The organism is Comamonas sp. MYb69 (assembly GCF_037479315.1).
Classification (GTDB): domain Bacteria; phylum Pseudomonadota; class Gammaproteobacteria; order Burkholderiales; family Burkholderiaceae_C; genus Comamonas.
In genome coordinates this window covers 86,004-103,820 of sequence record NZ_JBBGZG010000012.1, presented here as the reverse complement: position 1 = coordinate 103,820, position 17,817 = coordinate 86,004, and the positions used below count along the sequence as shown (strand labels likewise).

Sequence of the window (17,817 nt, the reverse complement as noted above, 5' to 3'; positions counted from 1 at the left end):
TATGGTGGGTGCGGGCTGGCAGCTTGCGTGAGAGCAGGCAACAAAAAAGCCATTGCACATGGGTGCAATGGCTTGATGTTTGGTGCCCAGGAGAGGACTCGAACCTCCACGATGTTACTCGCTAGTACCTGAAACTAGTGCGTCTACCAATTCCGCCACCTGGGCTTTCAGGATGGAGCAATTATAGGGGCGTGTTGGCGGTGGTTTGAGAAAAACTGCAAAATTTTTCTCAAAAAAGATAGCGTGAGACTGTGGGTGGCTGTGCGCTGCCGCGATGCATGCCCGGCCCAAAGCAAAAAAGCTGCTGCACATCGTGTGTGCAGCAGCTTTTGCTGTTTGGTGCCCAGGAGAGGACTCGAACCTCCACGGAGTTACCCGCTAGTACCTGAAACTAGTGCGTCTACCAATTCCGCCACCTGGGCTTTCAGGGAAGCCGCAATTATAGGGGCGATTTTTGGCCGCTTTGGGGCAAATTCGGAAAATTTTTCAGAGCGCTTGGTGTGGGTGCTATGTCGCTCAGCGGCGGCCTTGGTGCCAAGGTGCTGCGAGCGGTTGCCGTGGCTGGTGCTGGCCCTGCCTGGCAAGCGACGCGGGTAGGCATGGCGTCCGGGTGAATACGGCATCACTGTGCAGTAACGTGTGGCGAGGAGGGTGTTTTGCTGCCTTTGCAGCGGATGGTGTGCTGTCTGCCGAGGGCAGGCTATATTGGCAGCGCAAAGATGCGATGTGCGCCGTCGTCGCTGGGCTCAGGGTAGATGCGCATCGCAGACAAAGAAAAAGCCGCTGCACAAAAAGTGCAACGGCTTATGTCTGGTGCCCAGGAGAGGACTCGAACCTCCACGATGTTACTCGCTAGTACCTGAAACTAGTGCGTCTACCAATTCCGCCACCTGGGCTGATGATGCAGGGCAGTGCCCCTTATCGACTTTCCTAAAAAAACCACTGTAGAACCAGCCCGTTAAGACTGATTTTTCACCGTTTTCACAAAACAAGTTGTACTTGTCGTTAAACTTGGTGCCCAGGAGAGGACTCGAACCTCCACGGAGTTACCCGCTAGTACCTGAAACTAGTGCGTCTACCAATTCCGCCACCTGGGCATTTCAGGAAAGAATCAGATTGTATATCAAAAAAACGGCTTCCAAAACAGGAGCAGATAATTTGTCAGAAGAAATTGAAGGTGTAGTCCAAGGCCACCGTGAAGGCCACGGCTTTGTGATCCGGGATGACAACGAAAGCGACATCTACATCCCGGCCAATGAAATGCGCGCCGTACTGCACCGAGATCGGGTCCGCGCCCGCATCGTGCGCACCGACCGCCGCGGCCGCCCCGAGGGCCGCATTGTTGAAATCATCGAGCGCTCCGCGCAGCCCATCATCGGCCGGCTGCTGCAGGAAAGCGGCGTCTGGCTGGTGGCGCCCGAGGACAAGCGCTATGGCCAGGATGTACTGATCCCCAATGGCGCGATCGGCGCGGCCAAGACCGGCCAAGTGGTCGTTGTTGAATTGACCGAGCCGCCGGCCTTGTTTGGCCAGCCGGTGGGCCGCGTGGTTGAGGTGCTGGGCGAGATCGATGACCCCGGTATGGAAATCGAAATCGCGGTGCGCAAATATGGCGTGCCCCATGAGTTCTCGGACGAGTGCCTGGCGCTGGCCAAGAAGCTGCCCGACAAGGTGCGCCTGGCCGACCGCAAGGCCCGCATCGACCTCACCGATATCCCGCTCGTCACCATCGATGGTGAAGATGCGCGTGACTTTGACGATGCGGTGTACTGCGAGCCCGCCAAGATCGGCCGCACCAAGGGCTGGCGCCTGTTGGTGGCGATTGCCGATGTGAGCCACTATGTGCAAAACGGCAATGCCATTGACGTCGATGCCTACGACCGTGCCACCAGCGTCTACTTTCCGCGCCGCGTGATTCCGATGCTGCCGGAGAAGCTCTCCAACGGCCTGTGTTCGCTCAACCCCAATGTGGACCGCCTGTGCATGGTGGCCGATATGCTGGTCACCGCCGATGGCGAGCTGCAGGCCTACCAGTTCTACCCTGCGGTGATGCACAGTCATGCACGCTTTACCTATACCGAGGTGGCGGCCATTCTGGCCAATACCCGGGGCCAGGAAGCGATCAAGCGCAAGGAGCGCGTGGCTGACCTGCTGAACCTGCACGATGTGTACAAGGCCTTGCTGTCGGCGCGTGGCCGTCGCGGCGCGGTGGATTTCGAGACCACCGAGACGCAGATCATCTGCGACGAGAACGGCCGTATCGAGAAAATCGTGCCCCGAACCCGCACCGAGGCCCACCGCCTGATCGAAGAGGCGATGCTGGCAGCCAATGTCTGCGCGGCAGATTTCATCCAGCAAAGCGGCCAGCCCGGGCTCTTCCGGGTGCACGAAGGCCCGACGCCCGAGAAGCAGGACATTCTGCGCGGCTACCTCAAGGCCATGGGGGTGGGCCTGTCGATCAGCGACGACCCGAGCCCGGCCGAGTTCCAAGCCATTGCGCAGGCGACCAAGGACCGGCCCGACGCCCAGCAGATCCACACGATGCTGCTGCGCTCGATGCAGCAGGCGATCTACACGCCGATCAACAGCGGCCACTTTGGCCTGGGCTACGAGGCCTATACCCACTTCACCAGCCCGATCCGCCGTTACCCCGATTTGCTGGTGCACCGCGTCATCAAGGCCGCCTTGCTGGGCAAGCGCTACCAGCTGCCGCTGCTGCCCACGCCGGGCGAGGCCGAGGCCAAGCTGGCCAAGCGCCTGGCCAGCCGAGTGGCTGCCCCCAAGCAAAAGCTGCAGGCCGAGCGCGTGCAACGCGTATCGCGCGAAGTGCAGGCCTGGGAAGCGGCGGGCCTGCATTGCAGTGCCAATGAGCGCCGCGCCGATGAGGCCAGCCGCGATGTCGAAGCCTGGCTCAAGTGCAAGTACATGCGCGAGCACCTGGGCGAGGAGTACAGCGGCATGGTCTCGGCTGTCACCTCGTTTGGCTTGTTCGTGACCTTGGACCAGCTCTATGTTGAAGGTCTGATCCACATCACCGAGCTGGGTGGCGACTACTTCCGCTTTGACGAGATGCGCCAGGAGCTGCGCGGCGAGCGCACCGGCATCCGCTACACGATTGGCACCCGCCTGCAGATCCAGGTCAGCCGCGTGGATCTGGATGCGCGCAAGATCGACTTCCGCCTGGTGCGCGAGGGCGAGGATGCGGCCCGCGCGCCGGCCTCCAGCGCCCGTGCGGCCAAGGTGACATCGTCGCCGTCCAGCCGCCAGCGCGAGGGGCGCGATGAGGCCTATGACGCGCAGCGCGCCAGCCTCAAGCGCAAGGCCAAGGGTGCCGCCCATGGTGCCGGCAAGCCGCGTGGCAACGACCGGGGCGCGGGCGCCAGCAAACAACCGGGACAGAAGACCCCGCGCAAACGCCGCTGATCGGCTGTGAATTCACTATGATCGAAGCCAGGCCATCCCAGCGATGGCCTGGCTTTTTTGTTGACAGAACCAAGGAGTACGGATGACCGAGAAGACGCGCAAGATTGCAGTGGTGACCGGTGCGGGCACCGGGATTGGCCGCGCAGCGGCGCTGGCCTTGATGAAGGACGGCTGGTCGGTGGTGCTGGCGGGCCGCCGCGCGCAGCCCTTGCAGGAAGTGGCCAGCCATGCGGCAGACGCCGGCCAGGCCTTGGTGGTGCCCACCGATGTGGCCGACCCGGTGGCGGTCAAGGCCTTGTTCGATGCGGCCATCGCCCAGTTTGGCCGGGTGGACATGCTGTTCAACAACGCCGGGCGCGGCGCGCCTGCGGTGCCGATCGATGAGCTGCCGGTCGAGACCTGGCAGGATGTCGTCAATGTCAACCTCAACGGCATGTTCTATTGCCTGCAACAGGCCTTCCGCGTGATGCGCCAGCAGTCGCCGATGGGCGGCCGCATCATCAACAATGGCTCCATCTCGGCCCATGCACCCCGGCCCATGTCGATTGCCTACACTGCCACCAAGCATGCGGTGATGGGCCTGACCAAGACCGCTGCGCTCGATGGCCGCAAGTGGAACATCGCCGTCGGCCAGATCGATGTGGGCAATGCCGGCACCGAGCTGGCGATGCGCATGACCCAGGGCGTCATGCAGGCGCATGGCGAGATTGCACCCGAGCCGTTGATGGATGTCGATGTTGTGGGCCAGTCGGTACTCTACATGGCCAATCTGCCGCTGGAATGCAATGTGCTGTTCCACACGGTGATGGCCACCAAGATGCCGTTTGTGGGCCGGGGCTAAGCCCGTTGGTTGATCTTTAACCTGGCCGTTGCAGGCTGCGTGCCAGGCGCGAAGCCGTCAGCATGCGTGCGGGCGGCCAGATATCGGCCGCATGGCCATGCAGCCAGACGGCATGGAGCAGCGGCTGCCAGGCATCTGCCCAGCTGCTGCCGGGCGGCAACGCTGCCAGGTGCGCGCCAATGCAGCCGGCCAGCACATCGCCGGTGCCGCCAATCGACAGGCGGGCATTGCCGCTGTGGTTGATGGCATAGCGCCCATCTGGCGCGGCAATGACCGAGCCGCTGCCCTTGAGCACCACCAGGCACTGCCATTGCCGTGCCGCCTGGCGCGCGGCGCCTATGCGGTCGTGCTGGATCTGCGCGGTGCTGCTGCCCAAGAGGCGCGCCAGCTCCAGTGGATGGGGCGTGAGCACCGTGGCGCCGGTTGCACCCCCTTGGGCTGCCCGTTGCAACAGTGCTTGTTGTAGTGCCGGCTGGCTGGCAATGGCGTTGAGCGCATCGGCATCGAGCACCAGGCTGCCTGCATGCTGCAGGGCCTGGGGCACCACCCCGGCCACCAGGCTGCCACCGCCGCAGCCGCAAACCAGGCTGCCGCGCAGTGCGCCCATGGCCTCCAGCGACCGGAGCATGATGTCGGCTGCGACACCGCCAGGCCTGGGCGATGCGGAGCTGCTGCCAAGCAGGTGCAGCATGGCCCTGCCCGCGCCTGCATGCAGCGCCGCACTGGCGGCCAGCATGGCTGCGCCTTCCATGCCCTGGCCATCGTGGCTGGCGCTTTGGCCGCCGATGACGCCGACATCGCCAAACAGGCCTTTGTGGCTGTTGTGGGTTGGTAGAGGGCTTGGAGCCTGGGTGACGAGCTGGCCGGTGACTGAGGAGGTATCCATGTCGGCGGCAGGAATCTGGTCACAGCGCCAGACCGGGTTGTGGGCCGACAGCGCTGCCAGCCAGACCTCGCCCGCCCAGTCGCGCCCCTGCAGGGTAAAAAGCCCGGGCTTGAGGGCCAGCATGCTGAGCGTGAAGCGGCGTCCTTGGGGTGCTGGTGGCACCAGGGGATCTAGCGAGGGCAGCCAGGCGCCGGTATCGGCCAGCAGGCCCGAGGGCGTGTCGATGCACAGCACATCGCGATCGGTTTCCAGCAGCTGCTGCAGCCAGGCCAGTACGGGGCCTTCAATGGGGGCGCTGCGGCCGGCGCGCAGGCCAATGCCCCAGACCGCATCGATGGCCAGGTCGAAATGGGCGGGCGGTTGCGCGCTGATCGCCAGGCCTGCGGCTTGGGCGCGTTGCAGTGCATGGGCGGCATCGGCGGGTAGGGCCTTGCCGGCGCTGGGCTGCAGGCTGATGTGTACCGTCTTGCCAGCGGCTTGCAGATGGATGGCGGCTTCCATGCCATCGCCGCCGTTGTTGCCGGCGCCGCACACGACCCAGATATGCCGGGCATGCGGCGCGATCGCCAGGGCCAGGCGGGCGGTGGCTTCGCCAGCGCGGGCCATCAGGCGGTAGTGGGGCAGCGTGGCCGCCAGCGATTGCTCGCGTGCGCGAACCTGGTCGCTGGAGAGCAGGGCGGGATAGGGCAGAGCGGCAGAAGCGGGCATGGCGCTATCGTAGCGCAGTGCCCTGGCTGCGGGCGGGCCGCTCGCCGAAGTGCTCAGCGCAGGCGCTGCAGGTCCAGCGCTTCGGGGGCAGTACTGGTGCTCTGGCCCATGACCAGCTGGCGCACATGGTGGGCGCAGCCCATCGACAGCCCCCAGCCAAAGCCGCCGTGGGCGGTGTTGAGCCAGACGCCCGGGATGCCGGAGGCGCCCACCACCGGCAGGCCATCAGGCACGGTCAGGCGCGCGCCGCGCCACATCTGCAGGATCGATTGGCTCGGCTGGATGCAGCCGGGGAACCACTCGAGCAGCACGCTGATCAGGGCGTGGCGGGCGTCATCGCTGCGCTCGGGGCTGTCGGGGTAGCCCAGCTCGGCGCCGCCGCTGATGCGCAGGCGCGAGCCCTGGCGCGTCAGGATCATGTTGTTTTCCAGATCGATGACTGCGCGGCGCGGCGCCAGCGACTCTTCGCTGATCTGGATGCTGGCGCTATAGCTATAGATGGGCGCGCTGGGCAGCTGCACATGGTGCGGGCGCAGCAGCTGGTTGGTGTGGGCGCCGGCGCAGAGCACCACCGCATCAAAATCCTGCGTGCCACTGGCCAGTTGCAGGCGTACGCCATTGCCGGCGCTCTGGATGCCGCTGACCGCTTGCTGGGTGTGCAGCTGCAGCCCATGCGTTTGCAGCGCCTGCAGCAGCCCTTGCGAGAACAGCCGCCCATTGCCCGACCAGGCCTCGGGCAGGTGCAGGGCGCCGGCAATCTGAATCTCGGTGGCCAGGCCCGGCTCAATGGCGCGGGTCTGGGCTTCGTCGCAGCGCTGGTAGTCAATATGCGCGGCCGACAGGCGCCGGGTGAGTTCATACAGTGCAGCGGCGCTGGGCTCCTTGCGCAGCGGCAGCAGCAGGCCCTGGCTGAACTGGCCGTTGATCTCGAGCATTTCCTGCACATGCTGCATGCGCTGCATCGCCAGCAGCTCGAGCGACTGCAGCGCGGGCAGGATTTCGCTGTCGCGCAGCTTCTTGGCGACGCCTTGCTGGCGGCGCGCCCAGCGGCGGGGAGAGGAGAGCACGCTGCCCTGGACCTGCAGTTCGGCAAAGGCCGGGCGCGACATGCCCAGCTGCAAGGCCTGCTGGAAGGCGGTGGCGCCCCAGGGATTGATCGCGCAGGGCCACATCAGCCCTGAGGGGGCAAAGCTGGCTTCTTCGCCAGCAGCGCGGTGCTGCTCGAAAACACTGACCTCGTTGCCGGCCTCCATCAGCTCGAAGGCCGTTGCAATACCTGCAATGCCTGCTCCAACGATCGCAATCTTCATAACAACAAAAACAGGGGGCCGTTCATAGAGTGGGGCACGGCCGGTGCAAGCATTTGCAAAAGCCGTGCGTTCGAGTGCCAGATTGTGCCTAGTTTTTTGCGCTCGCCGTGGTAAGGCGCGCCACTGTGGTTCAAAAAACGCAAGCAATCGTCAAGGTGGGGTTGGCGCGACTTCTTCGCGACCCATGCCGGACTATGTTAGAATCCTAGGGTTTTGCCGAGTGTGGCTTGCCATATCGGTTCAAAACGAAATCGCAAACCTGCCTACCTAAGGTGTTGCGGCATGCGGTGCACAAGCACGGCGGCCGTGATAGTTGGGCAGAATTTTAGACCTAACCTTCGGAGAAGATATATGTCCGTTACGATGCGCGAGATGCTGGAAGCCGGCGTCCACTTTGGCCACCAAACCCGTTTCTGGAACCCCAAGATGGGCCAGTACATTTTCGGTAGCCGCAACAAGATTCACATCATCAACCTGGAAAAGACCCTGCCTCTGTTCCAGGACGCACAAAAGTTCATCAAGCAGCTGTCGGCCAACCGTGGCACCATCTTGATGGTGGGCACCAAGCGCCAAGCTCGCGAAATCCTGGCTACCGAAGCACAACGTGCTGGCGTGCCTTACGTCGACCAACGCTGGTTGGGCGGCATGCTGACCAACTTCAAGACCGTCAAGACCTCGATCAAGCGTCTGAAGGACATGAAGGCTCAGCAAGAAGCGGGTCTGGAATCGATGAGCAAGAAAGAGCAACTGATGTTTGCTCGTGAGCTGGAAAAGCTGGAAAAGGACATCGGCGGCATTCAAGACATGAACGCTCTGCCTGACGCCATTTTCGTGATCGACGTGGGCTACCACAAGATTGCTATCGCTGAAGCCAAGAAGCTGGGCATTCCTCTGATCGGCGTGGTTGACACCAACCACAACCCAGAAGGTATCGACTACGTGATCCCTGGTAACGATGACTCGGCCAAGGCTGTTGAGCTGTATGCTCGCGGTATCGCCGACGCGATCCTGGAAGGCCGTGCCAACGCCGTGAACGAAGTGGTCAAGGCTGCTTCCGGCGAAGAAGGCGACGAGTTTGTGGAAGTGGAAAACACCGCTGCTTAATCCACAGGGCTGCCCATTGGGCCGCGAATGAAAAGCGGGGCTCCAGATTAGCCCCGTTTTTTTTACCTACGTTTCCACAATCACCCCAACTGAACTGAATACGGAGAGAGAAAAATGGCAATTACCGCAAGCATGGTGGCAGAACTGCGCGCTAAGACCGACGCGCCCATGATGGAATGCAAGAAGGCTCTGACCGAGGCTGATGGCGACATGGCCAAGGCTGAAGAGCTGCTGCGCGTCAAGCTGGGCACCAAGGCCGGCAAGGCAGCATCGCGTATTGCCGCTGAAGGCGTGATCGCCGCTGTGGTTGAAGGCAACAACGGCGCGATCATCGAAGTCAACAGCGAAACCGACTTCGTCTCCAAGAACGACAGCTTCATCGCCCTGGCCAATGCAGCGGTCAAGCTGGTGTCCGAAAAGAACCCTGCCGACGTGGCAGCCCTGAGCGCACTGGCTTACGAGCAAGACGGCTTTGGCCCCACCCTGGAAGACGTGCGCAAGGGCCTGGTCGGCAAGATCGGCGAGAACATGTCGTTCCGCCGCTTCAAGCGCTTCGAAGGCAGCAACCTGGCGCTGTACCTGCACGGCACCCGCATCGGTGTGGTGGTCGAGTTCGAAGGCGACGCGCAAGCTGCCAAGGACGTGGCCATGCACGTGGCTGCGATGAAGCCCGTGGCGCTGACCAGCGCTGACGTGCCTGCCGAGCTGATCGAGAAGGAACGCACCGTCGCTGCAGCCAAGGCTGAAGAGTCGGGCAAGCCCGCTGACATCGCTGCCAAGATGGTGGACGGCGCTGTGCAGAAGTACCTCAAGGAAGTCTCGCTGTTCAACCAGGTCTTCGTGAAGGCCGCTGACGGCAAGCAAACCGTTGAGCAAATGCTCAAGGCTGCCAACACCTCGATCAAGAGCTTCACGCTCTACGTGGTGGGTGAGGGCATTGAGAAGAAGGTGGATGACTTCGCTGCCGAGGTCGCCGCGCAGGTTGCGGCCGCCAAGGGCCAGTAATCATCCTGACAAAGGGGCTACGGCCCCTTTGTTTCACCTATCGTTTTTTCACCCATCCCCCACACCTGGAGCTCTCCACCATGTCCCAAAGCCCTGCCCACAAGCGCATTCTTCTCAAACTCTCCGGTGAAGCTCTGATGGGGGATGATGCTTTTGGCATCAACCGCGCAACCATTGTGCGGATGGTCGAGGAGATTGCCGAGGTGACTCGGCTGGGCGTTCAGGTCGCTGTCGTGATCGGTGGCGGCAATATCTTCCGCGGCGTGGCCGGCGGCTCGGTCGGCATGGACCGTGCCACTGCCGATTACATGGGCATGCTCGCGACGGTGATGAATGCGCTGGCACTGGCCGATGCGATGGACAAGCAGGGCCTGACGGCCCGCGTGATGTCGGCCATCGGCATCGAGCAGGTGGTCGAGCCCTATGTGCGCCCCAAGGCGCTGCAGTACCTCGAAGAGGGCAAGGTCGTGGTGTTTGCTGCAGGTACGGGCAACCCCTTCTTCACCACCGATACCGCAGCGGCGCTGCGCGGTGCTGAAATTGGCGCAGAATTGGTGCTCAAGGCCACCAAGGTCGACGGTGTCTACACGGCCGATCCGATGAAGGATCCCAATGCCACGCTCTACACCAAGCTGAGTTTTGATGAGGCGATGAGCCGCAACCTGGGCATCATGGATGCCACGGCCTTCGCCCTGTGCCGTGATCAGAAGCTGCCCATCCGTGTATTCTCCATCGTCAAGAGTGGCGCGCTCAAGCGCGTGGTGATGGGCGAAGAAGAGGGCACGCTGGTCTACGCCTGATGGGCGGCTGGCGTGTGCAAGAGCAGAATGTGGTAGTTAGGAGTTGACAATGACAGTCGCAGAAATCAAGAAGAATCTCGAAGGCAAGATGGACCAATCGATTGCCGCGTTCAAAAACAACCTGACCAAGATCCGCACCGGCCGCGCCAATCCCGCGCTGCTGGACACCATCCAGGTTGATTACTACGGCTCGATGATGCCGCTGTCGCAAGTGGCCAATGTCGCCTTGATCGACAGCCGCACCATCAGCGTGACCCCTTGGGAAAAGGCCATGGCGGCCAAGGTGGAAAAGGCCATCCGCGAAAGCGACCTGGGCCTGAACCCAGCCTCAATGGGCGACCTGATCCGCGTGCCGATGCCGCCGATGAGCGAAGAGCGCCGCAAGGAAATGACCAAGCTGGTCAAGGCCGAAGGCGAGAACGCCAAGATCGCCATCCGCAACCTGCGCCGCGATGCCAACGAAGGCGTCAAGAAGCTGGTCAAGGACAAGGAAGCATCGGAAGACGACCAAAAGCGCTCGGAAGCCGAGGTGCAGAAGATCACCGACAAGCACATCCAGCTGATCGACCAGCTGGTGGTCGAGAAAGAAAAAGACATCATGGCGGTCTGATCCAGGTCTGGATCTGTTTTTCCGCGCATGACTGCTGCTGCAATACCGCACCACATTGCCATCGTGATGGATGGCAATGGCCGGTGGGCCAAACGCCGTTTTCTGCCACGCCTGGCAGGCCACAAGCAAGGGGTGGACTCGCTGCGCCGCTGCGCCAAGGCCTGTGCCGAGCGCGGCGTCAAGGTGCTCACCGTGTTTGCCTTTTCTTCCGAGAACTGGAACCGGCCGACCGACGAGGTCGATGGCCTGATGAACCTGCTGGCCGGCGCACTGGCCAAGGAGGTGCCATCGCTGGCCCGTGACGGCATCCGTTTGTTCTTTGTCGGTGACCGCGCCTCCCTGTCTGCCAAGGTGCAGGCGGGTCTGGCACAAGCCGAACAGGCCACGGCCCACAACGACCGCATGGTGCTCAACGTCTGCTTCAACTACGGCGGCCGCTGGGATATTGCCCAGGCGGCAGCCAAGCTGGCCGCTGCGGGCCAGGCCATCACCGAAGTGGCCCTCAACGATGCCATGGCCCTGGCCCATGTGCCCGACCCCGATCTGCTGATCCGAACCGGTGGCGAGATGCGCATCAGCAATTTTCTGCTGTGGCAATCGGCCTATTCGGAGCTGTATTTCAGTGACAAGTGGTGGCCTGATTTTGACGAACAGGCCCTGGACGAAGCGATAGCCGAATTCCAGCGGCGCGAACGCCGCTTTGGCAAGACGTCCGAGCAACTGGTCCAGTCCCCCTCGTAGTGCCCCTGCCCGCTGATGCCTGCCGCTGTAGGCATCAGTTTTCTTTTTTCAGGAGATCCATTTGCTCAAACAACGCATCATCACGGCCATTGTTCTCCTGCTGATTCTGGTGCCCGCCATCGTCGCGGGCAATCCGGTTCCCTTTGCTGCGTTGATGCTGTTGGCTGTGGTCGCCGCGGCCTGGGAGTGGGGGCGCCTCAATGGCCTGCAAGGCATGGCCGCTTACGGCCTGGGGGCTGTCGCGTTGCTGCTGTGCGGCGCTGCCTGGGCCATGGGCTGGACGCAGGCTGCGCTGCCCGCTGTCTGGCTGGTGGCTGGTGCCGCCTGGGTGCTGCTGGCTGCCTTCTTGCTCAAGGGCGGGGTGCCTGGCTGGGCGCCCATTCCGCGCGCGCTGCGCCTGGTGGTGGGTGTGCTGGCGCTGTGGGTGGCCTGGCTGGCGATTGCACAGGCCAAGTGGATGGGCGTGAATTTTCTGCTGTCGGTCTTTGCCCTGGTGTGGATGGCCGACATTGGCGCGTACTTTGCAGGCCGCCAGTTCGGTCTGCGTTTTACCAAGAACAAGCTCGCGCCGGCGATCAGCCCGGGCAAAAGCTGGGAAGGCGTATGGGGCGGCGCGCTGGGCGTGCTGCTGATGGCCTTGGTGTGGATTTGGGCGGACCGCCATTTTGGCGCGCAGGTGCCCAGCTTCTACAGCCGGCTCTGGGATTTTTCGCCCTGGCTGATGGTGCTGTCCTGCGTGTTTCTGGCCGGCATGAGCGTGGCCGGTGACCTGGTGGAGTCCCTCGTCAAGCGCAGCGCCGGCATGAAGGACAGCAGCCATCTGCTGCCCGGCCATGGTGGTGTGCTTGACCGCATCGATGCCATCTTGCCGACGGTGCCGCTGGCGCTGATGCTGCTGCAATTTTTGGATAAGTGAACCTCGCGATGACCATGCAAGTTACCGTGCTCGGATCGACGGGCTCGATCGGAACCAATACCCTGGATGTGGTGGCGCGCCACCCTGACCTCTACCGCGTTTTTGCGCTGAGCGCGCATTCGCGCGTGGACCTGATGCTCGCGCAGTGCCTGCAGTTCCAGCCGCGCTATGCGGTGATGACCGGCGCTGCGGCTGCCGCCCAGTTGCGCGCAGGCCTGCAAGCGGCAGGCAGCCGGGTCGAAGTGCTCGAAGGCGAGGCGGCGCTGGAGATGGTGGCCTCCCACAGCGATGTGCATGCGGTGATGGCGGCCATTGTGGGCGCCGCCGGCCTGCGCCCTGCGATGGCAGCGGCCAAGGCCGGCAAGCGCTTGATGCTGGCCAACAAGGAAGCCCTGGTCGTCGGTGGCCAGCTCTTCATGGATGCGGTGGCCGACGGCGGCGCGACCTTGCTGCCGATCGACAGCGAGCATTCGGCCATCTTCCAGTGCCTGCCCGAAGACCCTGCGGTCTGGCCCCAGCGCGTGGACCACATCATCCTGACGGCCTCGGGCGGTCCGTTCCGCACCCGTGAGCCATCGAGCCTGCGTGATGTGACGCCGCAGCAGGCGGGCAACCACCCCAACTTTGCGATGGGCCGCAAGATCTCGATCGACTCGGCGACGATGATGAACAAGGCGCTGGAGGTGATCGAAGCGCGCTGGCTGTTCAACCTGCAGCCCGAGCAGATCAAGGTGGTGATCCATCCGCAGCAGATCGTGCATTCGATGGTGCAGTTCCGTGATGCCTCGGTGCTGGCCCAGCTGGGGACGCCCGATATGCGCGTGCCGATCGCCTGTGGCCTGGCCTGGCCCGAGCGCGTGGCCAGTGGCGCGGCGCCACTGGATTTCGTCAAGCTATCGGCGCTGACCTTTGAAGAGGCCGATGCAACACGCTTTCCTGGCCTGCACCTGTCCTGGCAGGCGCTGCGTGCGCCCCATGGCACGACCACGGTGCTCAATGCTGCCAACGAAGTGGCGGTCGCCGCTTTTCTGGACGGCCGCATGCGCTTTGACCAGATCTACCAGGTCAATGCGCAGGCACTCGAAGGCGTGCAGCCGCAGGCGCCGGACAGCATCGATGCGCTGCTGGCGCTTGATGCCGAGGTGCGCGCCTATGCCGAAGGCCTTATTTCGGAGCTGGCCGTTTGACAGGGCTATTGTCCGGCTCAGTAGAATCGCGTTTTTCATAGCAAGGGCTTGAGCAATGTTGACCGTTGTTGCATTTGTCGTTGCGCTGGCCGTTTTGATTGCCGTGCACGAATATGGCCACTACCGCGTGGCCGTGGCTTGCGGCGTGAAAGTGCTGCGTTTCTCGCTGGGGTTTGGCCGCCCCCTGCTGCGCTGGAAGAAAAAAGGCGCAGACACCGAATTCGTCATCAGCGCCATTCCGCTGGGCGGCTATGTGCGCATGCTCGATGAGCGTGAGGCGCCGGTTGCCGCGCATGAGCGCCATCTGGCCTTCAATGTGCAGCCGCTGCGCTCGCGCGCGGCCATCGTGGCCGCAGGGCCGCTGGCGAATCTGCTGCTGGCCGTGCTGCTCTACGCCTGCGTGAACTGGGTGGGCGTGCGCGAGCCCGCGGCCATTGTCGGCACGCCACCGGCTGCCAGCATGCTGGCCCAGGCGGGCATGCAAGGCGGTGAAGAAATTGTGTCCATGGGTTTCCCCGATGCGGAGCCAGAAGCGGTGCGTTCGCTTGACGACCTGCGCTGGTTTGTGGCGCAGGCTGCACTGGGTGGCAAGGATGTGGTGCTGAGCGCCCGCCCGGGTGCCGGCGCGGCAGAGCGCAGCTACCGCTTGCCGCTGTCAAGCATCGATGCCCGTGAGGCCGATGCCAAGCTGGTCGAAAAAATTGGGTTGACCCACCCCTGGAATGATGCCGTGCTGGGCGACTTTGAGGCAGGCAGTGCAGCGGCCCAGTCGGCGCTGCGCAAGGGCGACAAGGTGCTGTCCATCGATGGCCAGCGCGTGGGCGATGGCGGCGAGCTGCGCCGCATGATTCGCGCATCGGGCGAGCAGGGCGTGCCTGCCTTGCAGGACTGGCTGGTGTCGCGCAACGGCGCGCAGCTGCATGTGCCGGTGCAGCTCGCGCAAAGTGAGGACAAGGGCAGCAAGATCGGCCGCCTGGGCGCCTTCATCGGCGCGCCGCCTGCGATGGTGGATGTGCGTTATGGCCCCTGGGAAGGCCTTGCCCGGGGTGCGCAAAAGACCTGGGAAGTCTCGGCGCTGACGGTCAAGATGATGGCCAAGATGGTCATCGGCCAGGCCTCGCTGCAGAACATCAGCGGGCCGCTGACGATTGCCGAATACGCGGGCAAATCTGCCGAGGTCGGCCTCACCCAATACCTGGCCTTTTTGGCCCTGATCAGCGTCAGTCTGGGCGTGCTCAATCTGCTGCCGCTGCCGGTGCTCGATGGCGGTCACCTGATGTATTATCTTTGGGAGGCTGTCACTGGCAAGCCACCCACCCTGCAATGGATGGAGCGCTTGCAAAAAGGCGGTATAGCCGTTTTGCTGCTCATGATGTGCATTGCGTTCTTTAACGATTTGTCTCGGCTCTTGGGCTGACTTTCTTGCCCCTGCTGCATAATGAGCGGCTCTGGTTGCTATCACAAATGACATATTCCATCCCTTCTTCGCTTCTTCGCAAGACCACGGCTGCAGCTGCGTTGATGCTGCTTGCCAAGCTGTCGTGGGCTTTGGACCCATTCACTATCCAGGACATTCGTGTGGAAGGCCTGCAGCGCGTAGAGCCGGGCACCATCTTCGCGTCCATGCCTTTGCATGTGGGCGATGACTACAACGACGAAAAGGGATCGGCAGCCATTCGCTCCTTGTTTGCGCTGGGCCTGTTCAAGGACGTGCGCCTGGAAGCCAATGGCAATGTGCTGGTTGTGGTGGTGGAAGAGCGCCCCACCATTGCCAACGTCGACTTCCTGGGCACCAAGGAGTTCGACAAGGACGCGATGAAAAAGGCGATGCGGGATGTGGGCCTGACCGAAGGCCGTCCTTACGACAAGGCGCTGACCGACCGCGCCGAGCAAGAGCTCAAGCGCCAGTACATCAACAAGAGCCTGTATGCGGCCGAGGTGGTGACCACGGTCACGCCTATCGAGCGCAACCGCGTGAACCTGACCTTCACCGTCACCGAAGGTGATGCGGCCAAGATCAAGGAAATCCACATCAGCGGGAACAAGGACTTCAAGGAATCGACCTTGACCGACCTGTTCGACCAGGACACCGGTGGCTGGCTCAGCTGGTACACCAAGAGTGACCGCTACTCCAGCTCCAAGTTCAATGCCGACCTGGAGACGCTCAAGTCCTACTACCTCTCGCGTGGCTACCTGGAGTTCCGCATCGAGTCGACCGAAGTGTCGATCTCGCCGGACAAGGAGCGCATCTCGATCAACCTGCAGATCCATGAAGGCCCCAAGTACGTGGTCTCGGGCGTCAAGCTCGAAGGCAACTACCTGGAGCGCGAGGACGAGTTCAAGTCGCTGATCTCGATCAAGCCCGGTGAGCCCTACAACGCCGACCGCGTGACCGAGACCACCAAGCGCTTTACCGACCACTTCGGCAGCTTTGGCTATGCGTTCTCGCGCGTGGAAGCGGTGCCCGAGATCGACCGCGAGAACAACCGCGTTGAGCTGGTGCTCAAGGCCGAGCCATCGCGCCGCGCCTATGTGCGCCGCGTGAACGTGGCTGGCAACAACCGCACGCGTGATGAAGTGGTGCGCCGCGAAGTGCGCCAGTACGAGGCGTCCTGGTACGACTCGGACAAGATCAAGCTCTCACGCGACCGCGTCGACCGCCTGGGCTTCTTCAACGATGTCGCGATCGACACGCAAGAGGTACCCGGCGCGCCCGACCAGGTTGACGTCAATGTCACTGTGCAGGAAAAGCCCACCGGCTCGCTGCAGCTGGGTGCCGGTTACTCCAGCGCTGAAAAGGTCTCGCTGACCTTTGGTATCAAGCAGGAAAACGTCTTTGGCTCGGGCAACTACCTGGGTATCGACGTCAACACCAGCAAGTACCACCGCACCCTGGTGGTGAGCACGACCGACCCCTACTTCACGCCGGACGGTATCTCGCGTACCTACGACATGTACTACCGTACCGACCGTCCTTATGACGAGCAGGGCGGCAACTACCAGATCGTGACCACCGGTGCCAGCGTGCGCTTTGGTATTCCGTTCAGCGAACTTGACACCATCTATGTCGGCGGCGGCTTGGAAAACACCCGCATCAAGCTGGGCACCAACATGCCGGCGGCCTACCTGGATTACGCCACCCGCTATGGCGACACGAGCCTGAACTTCCCGCTGACCCTGGGTTGGTCGCGTGACAGCCGTGACAGCGCACTGGCGCCCAATTCGGGCCGCTTCCAGAAGCTGAACTCCGAATGGTCGCTGTTTGGTGATGCCCGCTATCTGAAGGGTAACTACCAGATCCAGCAGTACCTGCCACTGAACAAGCGCTACACCATTGCGCTGAACGGCGAGGCCGGCTGGGGCAAGGGCATGGGCGGCAAGGTCTTCCCCGTGTTCAAGAACTACTTCTCCGGTGGTCTGGGCTCGGTGCGCGGCTTTGAGCAAAACACCCTCGGTCCCCGTGACGTGACCGGCGCGACGCTGGGCGGCTCCAAGAAGGTCACCTTGAACGCCGAGTTCATCGGCCCGATGCCCGGCACCGGCAACGACCGCACCTTCCGCTGGTTTGCCTTTGTGGACGCGGGCAATGTCTGGGGTGACGAGCAGGATTTGAAACTGAATGAAATGCGTGCGTCTGCAGGTATCGGGTTGAGCTGGATTTCCCCACTGGGACCGCTGCGTTTGGCGTATGCTCAGCCATTTCGCAAATTCACAGGCGATAAAATCCAGAAATTGCAATTCCAAATCGGAACATCTTTCTAATGAAAACCGTATCTCGTTCTTTCCCATTGCTGGTATTGGCAGCAGCGCTGTCCTTTGGCGCTGCAGCGCAGGCCCAAGAGTTCAAGGCAGGTTTTGTCAATACAGATCGCATCTTCCGCGAAGCCAACGCCGCCAAGGCTGCGCAAACCAAGCTGGAGGCCGAGTTCTCCAAGCGTGAAAAAGACCTGCTGGACCAGGGTAATGCCCTGAAGACCGCTGGCGAAAAGTTTGAGCGTGACGCGCCAACGCTGTCCGAGAGCCAGCGCGTGACGCGCCAGCGTCAGCTGGTGGACCAGGACCGTGAATTCCAGCGCAAGCGCCGCGAATTCCAGGAAGACCTCAGCGCCCGCAAGAGCGAAGAGCTGTCCCAGGTGCTCGAGCGTGCCAACAAGGTCGTCAAGCAAGTGGCCGAGCAGGAAAAGTACGATGTGGTGCTGCAAGAAGCGGTCTACATCAACCCCAAGTTCGACATCACCGAAAAGGTTCTGAAGGCCCTGAACGCTTCTGCCCCTGCCAAGTAAGAC

The 17,817-nt window shown here is 62.5% G+C and carries 14 protein-coding genes and 4 tRNA genes; 12 read left to right on the top strand and 6 right to left on the bottom strand.

The window, feature by feature from the left end; genetic code table 11:
• Positions 1 to 80 precede the first annotated feature (80 nt).
• From WH303_RS17020 to WH303_RS17005, 4 genes are all read right to left on the bottom strand, one after another.
• A tRNA-Leu gene (locus WH303_RS17020) sits at positions 81 to 165 on the bottom strand.
• A 172-nt stretch (positions 166 to 337) separates the two neighbouring features.
• Positions 338 to 422, bottom strand: a tRNA-Leu gene (locus WH303_RS17015).
• 389 nt (positions 423 to 811) lie between these two features.
• Positions 812 to 896, bottom strand: a tRNA-Leu gene (locus tag WH303_RS17010).
• A gap of 116 nt (positions 897 to 1,012) precedes the next feature.
• Positions 1,013 to 1,097 (bottom strand) — tRNA-Leu (locus WH303_RS17005).
• A 19-nt stretch (positions 1,098 to 1,116) separates the two neighbouring features.
• On the opposite strand from WH303_RS17005, the gene rnr reads away from it, so the two are divergent.
• Positions 1,117 to 3,423 carry a ribonuclease R gene (rnr, locus tag WH303_RS17000; protein ID WP_339519919.1) on the top strand — a complete coding sequence of 769 codons (2,307 nt, stop codon included), beginning with the start codon at positions 1,117 to 1,119 and terminating at the stop codon, positions 3,421 to 3,423.
• An 82-nt stretch (positions 3,424 to 3,505) separates the two neighbouring features.
• Positions 3,506 to 4,264 carry an SDR family oxidoreductase gene (locus WH303_RS16995; protein ID WP_312986502.1) on the top strand — a complete coding sequence of 253 codons (759 nt, stop codon included), beginning with the start codon at positions 3,506 to 3,508 and terminating at the stop codon, positions 4,262 to 4,264.
• A gap of 16 nt (positions 4,265 to 4,280) precedes the next feature.
• Here WH303_RS16995 and WH303_RS16990 read toward each other — a convergent pair whose 3' ends face one another.
• Both WH303_RS16990 and WH303_RS16985 read right to left on the bottom strand, forming a co-directional pair.
• Positions 4,281 to 5,858, bottom strand: coding sequence for an NAD(P)H-hydrate dehydratase (locus WH303_RS16990; RefSeq protein WP_339519917.1), 1,578 nt, complete (start codon positions 5,856 to 5,858; stop codon positions 4,281 to 4,283).
• Between the two features lie 53 nt (positions 5,859 to 5,911).
• Positions 5,912 to 7,168 (bottom strand): NAD(P)/FAD-dependent oxidoreductase, encoded by a 1,257-nt coding sequence (locus WH303_RS16985; RefSeq protein WP_339519916.1) that lies wholly within the window; start codon positions 7,166 to 7,168, stop codon positions 5,912 to 5,914.
• 351 nt (positions 7,169 to 7,519) lie between these two features.
• Between WH303_RS16985 and rpsB the strand changes: the two genes are divergently transcribed.
• The 10 genes from rpsB (at position 7,520) to WH303_RS16935 (ending at position 17,814) form a co-directional block, all read left to right on the top strand.
• Complete coding sequence (rpsB, locus tag WH303_RS16980) at positions 7,520 to 8,272, top strand: 30S ribosomal protein S2 (RefSeq protein WP_133855603.1); 753 nt, start codon at positions 7,520 to 7,522, stop codon at positions 8,270 to 8,272.
• Between the two features lie 114 nt (positions 8,273 to 8,386).
• Positions 8,387 to 9,277, top strand: a complete 891-nt coding sequence (tsf, locus tag WH303_RS16975) for a translation elongation factor Ts (protein WP_339519914.1) — start codon at positions 8,387 to 8,389, stop codon at positions 9,275 to 9,277.
• Positions 9,278 to 9,357: 80 nt separating this feature from the next.
• Entirely contained in the window at positions 9,358 to 10,077 is a 720-nt protein-coding gene (gene pyrH, locus WH303_RS16970; protein WP_312986498.1) for a UMP kinase, read from the top strand.
• Between the two features lie 49 nt (positions 10,078 to 10,126).
• Positions 10,127 to 10,687 (top strand): ribosome recycling factor, encoded by a 561-nt coding sequence (gene frr / locus WH303_RS16965; protein WP_021026558.1) that lies wholly within the window; start codon positions 10,127 to 10,129, stop codon positions 10,685 to 10,687.
• 27 nt (positions 10,688 to 10,714) lie between these two features.
• Positions 10,715 to 11,428, top strand: a complete 714-nt coding sequence (gene uppS / locus WH303_RS16960) for a polyprenyl diphosphate synthase (protein WP_339519912.1) — start codon at positions 10,715 to 10,717, stop codon at positions 11,426 to 11,428.
• 61 nt (positions 11,429 to 11,489) lie between these two features.
• Positions 11,490 to 12,344, top strand: a complete 855-nt coding sequence (locus tag WH303_RS16955; protein WP_339519911.1) for a phosphatidate cytidylyltransferase — start codon at positions 11,490 to 11,492, stop codon at positions 12,342 to 12,344.
• Positions 12,345 to 12,352: 8 nt separating this feature from the next.
• Positions 12,353 to 13,531, top strand: a complete 1,179-nt coding sequence (gene ispC, locus WH303_RS16950) for a 1-deoxy-D-xylulose-5-phosphate reductoisomerase (RefSeq protein ID WP_339519910.1) — start codon at positions 12,353 to 12,355, stop codon at positions 13,529 to 13,531.
• A gap of 55 nt (positions 13,532 to 13,586) precedes the next feature.
• Complete coding sequence (gene rseP / locus WH303_RS16945) at positions 13,587 to 14,948, top strand: RIP metalloprotease RseP (protein WP_339519909.1); 1,362 nt, start codon at positions 13,587 to 13,589, stop codon at positions 14,946 to 14,948.
• A 104-nt stretch (positions 14,949 to 15,052) separates the two neighbouring features.
• Positions 15,053 to 17,293, top strand: a complete 2,241-nt coding sequence (gene bamA / locus WH303_RS16940; RefSeq protein WP_373604917.1) for an outer membrane protein assembly factor BamA — start codon at positions 15,053 to 15,055, stop codon at positions 17,291 to 17,293.
• Positions 17,293 to 17,814 (top strand): OmpH family outer membrane protein, encoded by a 522-nt coding sequence (locus tag WH303_RS16935; RefSeq protein ID WP_021026564.1) that lies wholly within the window; start codon positions 17,293 to 17,295, stop codon positions 17,812 to 17,814. The genes bamA and WH303_RS16935 overlap by 1 nt, the downstream gene beginning before the upstream one ends.
• The last annotated feature ends 3 nt before the right edge of the window (positions 17,815 to 17,817 follow it).